Below are 12382 nucleotides of genomic sequence, written 5' to 3'. Positions count from 1 at the left end.
CGGGCTTGCCCGGGGTTTTTTATGCGTGCATTCTTTGCCTCGGAATTTGAAAAGCCTTTATTGATTGATCAGAAGGGACGTGATTTATGCACCTCACTGCCAGAGAGTCCAGATTGGACCTCACTTTCCCCCAGGTTATGGGGATCCTGAACGTTACCCCCGACTCATTTTCCGATGGCGGGCGACATAACACGCTTGATCTTGCTCTCAGACATGCTCAGGCAATGGTTGATGCAGGCGCGACAATTCTCGACATCGGTGGTGAATCGACCCGCCCTGGTGCAGCAGAAGTCAGCGAAGATGAGGAACTGGCCCGTGTGGTGCCGGTAGTCGAAGCCATTGCGCGGCGTTTTGATGTCTGGATCTCCGTGGATACCTCAAAAGCCGCCGTGATCCGTGAAGCGGCAAATGCGGGCATACATCTGATCAACGATATCCGTTCACTTCAGGAGCCCGGTGCGCTACAGGCTGCGGCCGAAACGGGTTTACCTGTTTGTCTGATGCACATGCAGGGTGACCCCAAAACGATGCAGCATGCCCCGCATTACGACAATGTCGTTGCGCAGGTGGATCAGTATTTTTTTGAGCAAATTGCCCGTTGTGTTAACGCCGGCATTGCGAAAGAAAAATTGTTGCTCGATCCGGGCTTCGGTTTTGGTAAAAATTTGGAGCATAACTATCAGTTGCTCGCACGGTTGGCTGATTTTCATCACTTTGGCATGCCATTGTTAGTGGGGATGTCGAGGAAATCCATGGTGGGGCAACTTCTGCATGTTTCTCCTGAGAAACGGGTTACCGGAAGTGTTGCTTGTGCTGTGATCGCTGCCATGCAAGGTGCTAAGATCGTGCGTGTACATGATGTAAAAGAAACCGTTGAAGCGATGCGTATCGTGGAAGCGACACTTTCTGCAAGGGATAAAAACTAATTATGAGCAACCGTAAATACTTTGGGACAGATGGCATCCGCGGAAAAGTGGGCGATACCCCGATTACCCCTGATTTTGTTCTGAAACTAGGCTGGGCGGCTGGCAAAGTATTAGCACGCCACGGTTCGCGTAAAGTGATCATCGGGAAAGATACCCGCATTTCGGGTTATATGCTGGAATCAGCGTTAGAGGCAGGGCTTGCTGCTGCAGGTTTATCGGCTTCTTTCACCGGCCCGATGCCAACGCCTGCCGTGGCTTACCTGACACGTACTTTCCGTGCAGAAGCGGGCATCGTTATTTCAGCCTCGCACAATCCTTACTACGATAACGGTATTAAGTTTTTCACAATCGACGGGACTAAATTACCTGACGAAGTGGAAGAGGCGATTGAAGCTGAGCTTGAAAAACCACTGACATGTGTTGAATCTGCCGAACTGGGTAAAGCCAGCCGCATCGTGGATGCCGCCGGTCGTTACATCGAATTCTGTAAAGGCACATTCCCGACAGAACTGAGTCTGAACAGTCTGAAAATTGTGGTCGACTGTGCCAACGGCGCTACTTATCACATTGCACCTAGCGTTTTGCGCGAATTGGGGGCAAAAGTCATCGCTATCGGCTGTGAGCCGGATGGGATGAACATCAACGAAGAATGCGGCGCAACGGATGTCCGTCAGTTGCAGCAGCGTGTTCTGGCTGAAAAAGCAGATGTCGGGCTGGCTTTTGACGGCGATGGTGACCGCCTGATCATGGTTGATCATGAAGGTAATAAAGTTGATGGCGACCAAATCCTCTACATCATTGCGCGTGAAGGGCTTCGTCAGGGCCAGTTGAAAGGCGGTGCCGTCGGCACGTTGATGAGCAATATGGGCCTCGAGCTGGCCTTAAAGCAACTGGGCATTCCCTTTACCCGTGCGAAAGTAGGTGATCGCTACGTACTGGAAAAAATGCAGGAAAAAGGTTGGCGGATCGGGGCTGAGAACTCAGGCCATATCATTTTGCTGGATAAAACTACTACCGGTGATGGCATTGTGGCAGGTTTGCAAGTGCTTACCGCGATGGTGCGCAATCATATGAGCTTGCATGACCTGTGCAGCGGCATGAAATTGCTTCCGCAGATCCTGATCAACGTCCGTTTTGCTGGTGAACATGATCCGCTGGAATCCGATGAGGTTAAGCAGGTCACGGCTGAAGTTGAAAAGCAGTTAGCGGGCCGCGGTCGGGTGCTGTTGCGTAAATCAGGTACCGAACCTCTGCTGCGCGTAATGGTCGAAGGGGAAGATGCCGAGCTGGTGGAAAAACTGGCCAACCGTATTGCGGATGCCGTCAAAGCGGTCAAAGCGTAAGCCGATAAAAAACGGTAAATTTTCGGTGAGTTTCTCGCTGCCGGACCTCCTGGCAGCATGTTTTATCCCGATTTGCCGTTTTTTTCCGCAAACGAACAGTTTGATGAAAATTGCCCTTGCACGGTAATACGGCTTTGGTTAGTATTCACACCCGCTTCAGTGGGTCCTTTGATGACCTGCTAAATGGTGAGAAGCAATTGGCATGCGGTGAACCCGCGAGGATACAGGTACTACTATGTACGACGCTCTTCTGGTGATTTTCCTTATCGTAGCAATTGGGCTTATCGCTCTGGTTATGCTGCAACAAGGTAAAGGCGCTGATATGGGAGCCTCTTTCGGGGCAGGTGCTTCTGGCACATTGTTCGGTTCGAGTGGTTCCGGTAACTTCATGACCCGCATGACCGGCGTTTTGGCAGCATTGTTCTTTATCATTAGTTTGATTCTCGGGAACATGAGCACCAATAAAGGCCAAAAAGGAAGTGAGTGGGAAAACCTGAGTCAGCCAGCTAAAACTGAGCAGACGACTGCACCGGCAGCTCCAGCAGCGCCTAACAGTGACGTTCCTCACTAAGCAGTAAACTTCTTATCAAAGAAGCTAAGTTTTCAAACAGTGGCTTATGCTTGGACAGTATAAGCGATTGTGAAAAAAAAGAGTGCCGAGGTGGTGGAATTGGTAGACACGCTACCTTGAGGTGGTAGTGCCCGAATGGGCTTACGGGTTCAAGTCCCGTCCTCGGTACCAATCTTTATGATAATTTGCTTTTTAGCGGTTATCGGCGTAGTATTTGCCACGTTTTCGGACGCGGGGTGGAGCAGCCTGGTAGCTCGTCGGGCTCATAACCCGAAGGTCGTCGGTTCAAATCCGGCCCCCGCAACCACTTTCCCTAAGTGTTTATTTCAAATAGACTTTCAGTATCTTCCTGTGATGTTCTGCAGCTTCAATTTGAAAACAACACTTCGCGAAAGTTGTACCGAAGCCGCTATGCGGCGAATAGGGTCCAGTTGCATAAAGCCCCGATTTATCGGGGTTTTTTGTTATTTGGCAACAGAATCACTGGGCTATTTAGCCCTTTTTTTATGTCTTGGGGGTGGGCTTGTCCACATTAGAACAAAAATTAACAGAGCTGATTACAGCACCAGTCGAGGCACTTGGCTTTGAGCTGGTGGGCATCGAGTTCGTTCGGGCTCGCCAATCGACGTTGCGCATCTATATTGATAGTGACGCCGGGATCAATGTTGATGATTGTGCTGATGTCAGCCACCAGGTGAGCGCTGTGCTGGACGTTGAAGATCCAGTCACTGTCGCCTACAACCTGGAAGTTTCCTCTCCAGGCCTTGATCGTCCTATGTTCACCGCTGAACATTATCAACGTTTTCTTGGCGATGAAGTCAGTGTTGTTTTGCGCATGGCAGTGCAAAACCGCCGCAAATGGCAAGGCATCATTAAAGCTGTCGAAGGCGAGATGATCACGGTGACAGTGGAAGGGAAAGATGAAGTGTTCGCACTGAGCAACATCCAGAAAGCGAACCTGGTACCCCACTTTTAAAGAGTTTGGAAGAGGCAACTAGGATGAACAAAGAGATTCTGGCTGTTGTAGAAGCAGTTTCTAATGAAAAATCCCTCCCGCGCGAGAAGATTTTTGAAGCGCTGGAAATTGCATTATCAACGGCGACCAAGAAAAAATACGAGCAGGAAATCGAAGTCCGCGTCAGCATTGACCGCAAAACAGGCGACTTCGATACTTTCCGTCGCTGGGTAGCAGTCAACGAAGTGACTCAGCCGACCCGTGAAATCACCCTCGAAGCTGCACAATACGAAGATCCGTCAATCGACCTCGGCGGATATATTGAAGATCAAATTGAGTCGGTCACTTTCGACCGCATCACTACGCAGACTGCTAAACAAGTTATCGTACAGAAGGTACGTGAAGCAGAACGCGCGATGGTGGTTGATCAGTTCCGTGAGCAGCAAGGTGAAATTGTTACTGGCGTCGTTAAGAAAGTTAACCGTGACAGTATTGCGCTGGATTTAGGCAGCAACGCTGAAGCTGTTATCCTGCGAGAAGACATGCTTCCTCGTGAAAACTTCCGCTCCGGCGACCGTATTCGTGGGGTGCTGTATGATGTTCGCCCTGAAGCACGTGGTGCTCAGCTGTTCGTCAGCCGTTCACGAAACGAGATGCTGATTGAACTGTTCCGCATCGAAGTGCCGGAAATTGGCGAAGAACTGATCGAAATTAAAGCGGCAGCTCGTGATCCGGGTTCCCGTGCAAAAATCGCTGTAAAAACTAACGACAAACGTATCGACCCGGTCGGTGCTTGTGTCGGCATGCGTGGTGCACGCGTTCAGGCCGTTTCCAGTGAACTGGGCGGTGAACGCATTGATATCATCCTTTGGGATGACAATCCTGCGCAATTTGTTATCAACGCAATGGCACCGGCAGACGTCGCTTCCATCGTAGTTGATGAAGATAAATGCACCATGGATATCGCCGTTGAAGCCAGCAATCTGGCACAGGCGATTGGCCGCAATGGCCAGAACGTGCGTTTGGCCTCCCAATTGTTGAAACAGCATCGTGGTGATGACAAGTGGGAACTGAACGTGATGACAGCAGACGACCTGCAAGCCAAACATCAGGCTGAGGCACACGCTGCGATTGATACCTTTACCAAATATCTGGCCATCGATGAAGATTTCGCCACGGTTCTGGTTGAAGAAGGTTTCTCTACGCTTGAAGAACTGGCTTACGTGCCAGTTAACGAACTACTTGAAATCGACGGCCTGGATGAAGACACCGTGGATGCGCTGCGCGAACGTGCGAAAGAAGCGCTGACCACACTGGCTTTAGCTCAGGAAGAAAGTCTCGGTGACAAAAAGCCTGCTGACGATCTGCTTAATCTGGCGGGTCTGGAACGTAGCATGGCATTTAAACTGGCTGCACAAGGGGTTTGTACGCTGGAAGATCTTGCCGAGCAGGGTGTCGACGATCTGGCTGATATTGAAGGTCTTACTGACGAGCAGGCTGGTGAACTTATCATGGCCGCGCGCAATATCTGCTGGTTTGGCGACAACGCGTAATAAACTGTAGCAGGAAGGAACAGCATGACAGATGTAACTGTAAAATCGCTGGCGGCAGAGATTCAGACTCCGGTAGATCGCCTGGTACAGCAATTTGCTGATGCAGGGATCTCGAAGTCCGAAGCTGACTCTGTGACCCAGCAAGAAAAAGAAACTTTATTGTCGCATCTGAATGGTGGAAATTCAGGTGCGTCAAACAAACTGACGTTACAACGCAAAACGCGTAGTACACTGAATATTCCGAGCACCGGCGGGAAGAGTAAATCGGTGCAAATCGAGGTCCGCAAGAAACGCACTTATGTTAAACGTGATATGACCGAGGCAGAACTTGCCCAGGCCGAAGCGGAAGAGCAGGCGAAGCGTGACGCGGAAGAACAGGCACAGCGTGCAGCAGCGGAGCAAGCCCAGCGCGAAGCTCAGGAAAAAGCCAAACGCGCCGCCGAAGAGCAAGCTAAACGTGAGGCCGCTGATAAAGCTAAGCGTGATGCAGCGGAAAAAGATAAAGTGACCAACCAAAATACCGATGAAGTAACTAAACCAGCTCAGGCAGAGAAAGCACGCCGTGAAGCTGAAGCCGCAGAGCTGAAACGCAAAACGGAAGAAGAAGCCCAGCGTAAGATTGAAGAAAACGCCAAGCGCATCGCAGAAGAGGCCCGTAAAATGGCTGACTCTGGTGTCTGGACTGAAGCTACTGCACCAAGCGAATCAGAATCTGCTGACTATCATGTCACCACTTCTACCCATGCTCGTGCTGCTGAAGACGAAAATGACGCCAAAGTTGAAGGCGAACGTCGCAGCCGTACTCGCGGTGGCAAAGCGACCAAACAGAAAAAAGGCAACAAGCTGTCCGAATCTAAAGCGGATCGCGAAGAAGCCCGTGCTGTTGGCCGTAACGGTAAAGGTAAGCGTAAGCCAAGTACCTTACAGCAGAGCTTTAACAAGCCTGTTGTTGCCGTGAACCGTGATGTTGTAGTGGGTGAAACCATTACTGTTGCTGAGCTGGCAAACAAAATGGCAGTTAAAGGTTCTCAGGTCATCAAAACCATGATGAAACTGGGCGCCATGGCCACCATCAACCAGGTCATTGATCAGGAAACTGCTCAACTGGTTGCAGAAGAAATGGGTCATAAAGTTATCCTGCGTCGTGAGAACGAGCTGGAAGAAGCGCTGATGAGCGATCGTGACACAGGCGCTTCTGCAGCCGCTGAGCCACGCGCTCCGGTTGTGACCATCATGGGCCACGTTGACCACGGTAAAACCTCATTGCTTGACTACATTCGTTCAACGAAAGTGGCAGCAGGCGAGGCCGGTGGTATTACCCAGCATATCGGTGCTTACCACGTAGAAACCGAAAACGGCATGATCACCTTCCTGGATACTCCGGGACACGCCGCGTTTACCTCAATGCGTGCTCGTGGTGCTCAGGCAACGGATATCGTTGTACTGGTTGTTTCTGCAGATGATGGCGTGATGCCACAAACCATCGAAGCCGTACAGCATGCGAAAGCTGCTGGCGTGCCAATCGTGGTTGCAGTGAACAAAATTGATAAGCCAGATGCTGATCCGGACCGTGTTCGTACCGAACTGTCTCAATACGGCGTTATGCCGGAAGAGTGGGGCGGTGAATCTCAGTTCATCCACGTTTCTGCGAAAGTCGGTACCGGTATTGACGATTTGCTGCAAGCTATCTTGCTGCAAGCCGAAGTTCTGGAACTGAAAGCAGTTCGCACCGGTATGGCAAGCGGCGTTGTGATCGAGTCCTTCCTGGACAAAGGTCGTGGCCCGGTTGCAACCGTTCTGGTTCAGGAAGGTACTCTGAACAAAGGCGACATCATTCTGTGTGGCTTCGAATACGGCCGTGTCCGTGCGATGCGTGACGAAATGGGGCGTGATATTACGTCTGCGGGCCCTTCTATCCCTGTCGAAGTACTGGGTCTGTCCAGTGTACCGGCTGCGGGGGATGAAGTTACCGTTGTACGTGATGAGAAAAAAGCCCGTGAAGTTGCTCTGTATCGTCAGGGTAAATTCCGCGAAGTTAAACTGGCTCGCCAGCAGAAATCTAAACTGGAAAACATGTTTGCGAACATGACTGAAGGTGAAGTTTCTGAACTGAACATCGTTCTGAAGTCAGACGTTCAGGGTTCTTGTGAAGCGATTTCCGACGCATTGCAAAGCCTTTCTACTGACGAAGTTAAAGTTAAGATCGTCGGTATGGGGGTCGGTGGTATCACTGAAACTGATGCGACACTGGCCGCTGCTTCTAACGCGATCATTCTGGGCTTCAACGTCCGTGCAGATGCTTCTGCCCGCCGCGTCGTAGAAAGCGAAAGCCTGGATCTGCGTTACTACTCTGTCATCTATAACCTGATTGACGAAGTCAAACAGGCGATGAGCGGTATGTTGGCGCCAGAATACAAACAGCAAATCATTGGCCTGGCTGAAGTTCGTGACGTGTTCAAGTCACCTAAATTCGGTGCTATCGCAGGTTGTATGGTGACTGAAGGTATGATCAAGCGTAACAACCCAATCCGTGTACTGCGTGAAAACGTGGTGATCTACGAAGGCGAACTGGAATCCCTGCGTCGCTTCAAAGATGACGTTGCTGAAGTGCGTAACGGCATGGAATGTGGTATTGGCGTTAAGAACTACAACGATGTGCGTACTGGTGATGTGATCGAAGTCTTCGAAATCATCGAGATCAAACGTACTATCGCTTAACGTTTGCGAAGTAGCTGATATCCAGATGGGGGGCCTTGCGCCCCCTTATTTGTCTGGAGCAAGTGAGGAGAAAAGCATCATGGCAAAAGAATTTAGCCGTACTCAACGTGTCTCCCAGGAGATGCAAAAAGAAATCGCCATCATCTTACAGCGTGAAGTCAAAGACCCGCGCGTAGGCATGGCGACAGTTTCAGGCGTAGAAGTATCACGCGACCTGGCGTATGCCAAAGTGTTCGTCACCTTCCTGGACGTGCTGACGACTGACAATCACGATCCTGATCGTGTCAAAAATGGCATCAAAGCTTTGCAGGACGCGTCAGGTTTCATCCGTACCCTGATCGGTAAAGCGATGCGTTTACGTGTCGTACCAGAACTGACTTTCGCTTACGACAACTCTTTGGTTGAAGGTATGCGTATGTCCAATCTGGTGACCAATGTCGTGAAGAACGATGCTGAACGCCGTTCAGCTGCAGGCGATGACGAGGAAGCATAATGAGTCGCCCACGTCGCCGCGGCCGTGACATACACGGCGTTCTGCTACTGGACAAATCTTTAGGCTTGTCTTCTAACGATGCCCTGCAAAAGGTTAAACGCCTTTATAACGCTAACCGCGCAGGCCATACCGGTGCGCTCGATCCCTTAGCCACCGGTATGCTGCCGCTGTGCCTGGGTGAAGCGACCAAGTTTTCCCGGTTCCTGCTTGATTCTGACAAACGCTATCGCGTGATTGCCCGCATGGGACAACGTACGGATACGTCAGACGCCGAAGGTGCCATCATTTCCGAACGTGAAATGACTTTCACTCAGCAGCAACTGGACGACGCACTCGACAGTTTCCGCGGAGAAACTCAGCAAATTCCTTCCATGTATTCAGCATTGAAATATGAAGGGAAAAAACTGTACGAATATGCACGTCAGGGCATCGAAGTCCCGCGAGAATCACGCAGCATTACCGTGTATGAATTGCAGTTTATACGCTGGGAAGGCTTTGATGTTGAGCTGGAGATTCATTGCTCAAAAGGCACTTACATCCGCACGATTGTCGATGATCTTGGTGAGAAACTGGGCTGTGGTGCGCACGTGACTTATCTGCGTCGTTTGCAGGTGGCAACTTATCCTTCAGAGCGAATGGTCACTATGGAAAAACTCCATGAGCTGATCGCTCAGGCAGAAGAGCAGGGCATTGAGCCGCGCTTGCTGCTGGATCCTTTGTTGTTGCCGATGGATAGCGCATGTGAAGATTTCCCGGAAGTGAATCTGTTGCCTGTGGTGGCCGGATATGTCAAACAGGGTCAACCTGTTCAGGCATCTGGTGCGCCCGTCAGCGGTATGGTTCGCATCACTGAAGGCGAAGAACGTAAGTTTATCGGTGTAGGAGAAATTGATGATGATGGCCGCATTGCGCCACGTCGTCTGGTCGTTGAATACACCGACTAAGCGCTTTCTGCCCACCTTGCGATCATATATAGCAAAGGGTAGAATAGCGCAGCTTATGCATTGGGTTGCTGAATTAGAGATCGGCACCCGTTTAATTATCTATAATATTTTGGAGTAAGATTATGTCTCTAAGCGTTGAAGCTAAGGCTCAGATCGTTTCCGACTTCGGTCGCGGCACTAACGACAGTGGTTCTACCGAAGTTCAGGTTGCTCTGCTGACTGCTCAAATTAACCATCTGCAAGGTCACTTTGCAGAACACAAAAAAGATCACCACAGCCGTCGTGGTCTGCTGCGTATGGTTTCTCAGCGTCGTAAACTGCTGGACTACCTGAAGCGTAAAGATGTAGCGCGTTACACCGGCCTGATCGAACGTCTGGGTCTGCGTCGCTAATCAAGCGAGTTTCAGTGTAAAGGGGCCAATAGGCCCCTTTATTCTAGGAAGCTCAGCCAAATCAGGGTACTGTATGGCTGCGGTTTCTACTGTTATTCTAAGAACATGAACTTCCGTTACAGATGTTTTCGCGCGGCTAATGAGAGACTTTATTACCACATTGCCAGGTATATAAGGATTGTCATTAGTCGCGAGAATGTAGTGAGAAGCTCGGATATTTATCGGCGTGAACTGCTGTCATAACAGCTGCGCGTCATACAAAAGGACATTACATTGCTTAATCCGACTATTCGTAAATTCCAATACGGCCAGCACACCGTTACGCTGGAAACTGGCATGATGGCTCGTCAGGCAACTGCCGCTGTTATGGTTAGCATGGACGACACCGCGGTATTCGTTACCGTTGTTGGCCAGAAAAAAGCTAAACCAGGTCAGAGCTTCTTCCCGCTGACTGTTAACTATCAGGAGCGTACTTACGCTGCTGGTCGTATCCCGGGTAGCTTCTTCCGTCGCGAAGGCCGTCCAAGTGAAGGCGAAACACTGACTTCACGTCTGATTGACCGCCCGATTCGCCCGCTATTCCCGGACTCTTTCCTGAATGAAGTTCAGGTTATCGCGACGGTAGTTTCTCTGAACCCACAAGTTAACCCTGACATCGTTGCGATGATCGGTGCGTCTGCTGCCCTGAGCCTGTCTGGTATTCCATTCAATGGCCCGATCGGTGCTGCACGCGTTGGTTACATCAACGATCAGTATGTTCTGAACCCAACCGCAGATGAGCTGAAAACAAGCCGTCTGGACCTGGTTGTTGCCGGTACTCAGGGCGCGGTTCTGATGGTTGAGTCTGAAGCTGAAGTGCTGAGCGAAGATCAGATGCTGGGCGCAGTGGTATTCGGCCACGAACAACAACAAATCGTTATCGACAACATCAACTCACTGGTTGCTGAAGTTGGTAAGCCGAAATGGGACTGGCAGCCAGAAGCGGTTAACGCAGAGCTGCACGCTCGCGTCGCTGCCTTGTCTGAATCCCGTCTGGGTGATGCGTACCTGATCACCGAGAAACAAGAACGTTACAACCAGATTAATGTGATCAAAGCTGACGTTGTTCAGGCTCTGCAGGCTGAAGACGAATCCCTGGACGCTGGTGAAATCTCTGACATTCTGGGCAGCATCGAGAAGAATGTGGTTCGTAGCCGTGTGCTGCGTGGCGAGCCGCGTATTGATGGTCGCGAAAAAGACATGATCCGTGGTCTGGACGTGCGCACTGGCGTTCTGCCACGTACTCACGGTTCTGCTTTGTTCACCCGTGGCGAAACTCAGGCGCTGGTCACTGCCACTCTGGGTACTGCGCGTGATGCACAGAACCTGGATGAGCTGATGGGCGAAAAAACTGACAGCTTCCTGTTCCATTACAACTTCCCTCCGTACTCAGTAGGTGAAACTGGGATGGTGGGTTCGCCAAAACGTCGTGAGATTGGCCATGGCCGTCTTGCTAAGCGTGGCGTGCTGGCGATGATGCCAAAACCAGAAGACTTCCCGTACACCGTACGTGTGGTTTCTGAAATCACTGAATCCAACGGTTCATCTTCAATGGCTTCTGTTTGTGGCGCATCTCTGGCCCTGATGGACGCAGGTGTTCCGATTAAAGCCGCTGTTGCGGGTATCGCAATGGGTCTGGTTAAAGAAGGCGAAAGCTTTATCGTTCTGTCCGACATTCTGGGTGACGAAGATCATCTGGGCGACATGGACTTTAAAGTGGCCGGTAGCCGCGACGGTATCACCGCGCTGCAAATGGACATTAAAATCGAAGGTATCACCCGCGAAATCATGCAGGTGGCTCTGAATCAGGCTAAGGGTGCACGTCTGCACATTCTGGGCGTGATGGAACAAGCTATCAGCATTCCACGTGGCGATATCTCTCAGTTTGCTCCGCGTATCCACACCATCAAGATCAGCCCGGACAAAATCAAGGACGTGATCGGTAAAGGTGGTTCTGTGATTCGTGCGCTGACCGAAGAAACCGGCACCACGATCGAAATCGAAGATGACGGTACTGTGAAAATCGCAGCCACCGACGGCGAGAAAGCGAAATACGCTATTCGTCGTATCGAAGAGATCACTGCTGAAATCGAAGTTGGCCGTATCTATCAGGGTAAAGTGACCCGTATCGTAGACTTTGGCGCATTTGTTGCCATCGGCGGCGGTAAAGAAGGTCTGGTGCATATTTCTCAAATCGCTGACAAGCGTGTAGAGAAAGTGACTGATTACCTGCAGATGGGCCAGGAAGTTCCGGTTAAAGTTCTCGAAGTTGACCGTCAGGGTCGTGTGCGTCTGAGCATCAAAGAAGCTACCGCACCTTCTCAGGACGAAACAACTGAGCAACCTGCAGCAGAATAATCTGTAACAGAAGTTTTACAGCTCCTTTCCATTTGGGAAGGAGCTGTTCGTCTCACGGACGCAGGACGCGTTTGTGTTAAGCAAGCGGAT

At 50.8% G+C, this 12382-nt stretch carries 10 protein-coding genes and 2 tRNA genes; all 12 read left to right on the top strand.

The features are described from left to right. Positions 1–86 precede the first annotated feature (86 nt). The 12 genes from folP to pnp all read left to right on the top strand — a co-directional run bounded on the left by folP (position 87) and on the right by pnp (position 12292). Positions 87–926 (top strand): dihydropteroate synthase, encoded by an 840-nt coding sequence (folP, locus tag ABIC79_RS19245; protein ID WP_119261166.1) that lies wholly within the window; start codon positions 87–89, stop codon positions 924–926. Between the two features lie 2 nt (positions 927–928). Continuing rightward, the gene (glmM, locus tag ABIC79_RS19240; RefSeq protein WP_037034237.1) at positions 929–2269 is read left to right on the top strand and encodes a phosphoglucosamine mutase; all 1341 of its coding nucleotides are present in this window, start codon (positions 929–931) and stop codon (positions 2267–2269) included. A gap of 235 nt (positions 2270–2504) precedes the next feature. Beyond that, on the top strand, positions 2505–2840 hold the full coding sequence (gene secG / locus ABIC79_RS19235) for a preprotein translocase subunit SecG (RefSeq protein WP_013573818.1): 336 nt from the start codon (positions 2505–2507) through the stop codon (positions 2838–2840). An 84-nt stretch (positions 2841–2924) separates the two neighbouring features. Further along, positions 2925–3011, top strand: a tRNA-Leu gene (locus tag ABIC79_RS19230). Positions 3012–3070: 59 nt separating this feature from the next. Further along, a tRNA-Met gene (locus ABIC79_RS19225) sits at positions 3071–3147 on the top strand. Positions 3148–3363: 216 nt separating this feature from the next. Continuing rightward, on the top strand, positions 3364–3816 hold the full coding sequence (rimP, locus tag ABIC79_RS19220; protein ID WP_014411570.1) for a ribosome maturation factor RimP: 453 nt from the start codon (positions 3364–3366) through the stop codon (positions 3814–3816). A 23-nt stretch (positions 3817–3839) separates the two neighbouring features. After that, positions 3840–5348, top strand: coding sequence for a transcription termination factor NusA (nusA, locus tag ABIC79_RS19215; protein WP_013573819.1), 1509 nt, complete (start codon positions 3840–3842; stop codon positions 5346–5348). A 24-nt stretch (positions 5349–5372) separates the two neighbouring features. After that, complete coding sequence (infB, locus tag ABIC79_RS19210; protein ID WP_013573820.1) at positions 5373–8066, top strand: translation initiation factor IF-2; 2694 nt, start codon at positions 5373–5375, stop codon at positions 8064–8066. 79 nt (positions 8067–8145) lie between these two features. Then, positions 8146–8559, top strand: coding sequence for a 30S ribosome-binding factor RbfA (rbfA, locus tag ABIC79_RS19205; protein ID WP_014333704.1), 414 nt, complete (start codon positions 8146–8148; stop codon positions 8557–8559). Next, positions 8559–9503, top strand: a complete 945-nt coding sequence (truB, locus tag ABIC79_RS19200; protein ID WP_013573822.1) for a tRNA pseudouridine(55) synthase TruB — start codon at positions 8559–8561, stop codon at positions 9501–9503. The genes rbfA and truB overlap by 1 nt, the downstream gene beginning before the upstream one ends. 122 nt (positions 9504–9625) lie before the next feature. Next, a complete protein-coding gene (gene rpsO / locus ABIC79_RS19195) occupies positions 9626–9895 on the top strand; it encodes a 30S ribosomal protein S15 (RefSeq protein ID WP_013573823.1) in 270 nt (89 codons plus the stop codon). 273 nt (positions 9896–10168) lie between these two features. Continuing rightward, positions 10169–12292, top strand: coding sequence for a polyribonucleotide nucleotidyltransferase (gene pnp, locus ABIC79_RS19190; protein WP_013573824.1), 2124 nt, complete (start codon positions 10169–10171; stop codon positions 12290–12292). Positions 12293–12382: the final 90 nt, after the last annotated feature.

The organism is Rahnella sp. 2050, from assembly GCF_040544515.1.
GTDB lineage: Bacteria > Pseudomonadota > Gammaproteobacteria > Enterobacterales > Enterobacteriaceae > Rahnella > Rahnella aceris.
This window is presented reverse-complemented; position numbering and strand designations above follow the sequence as displayed.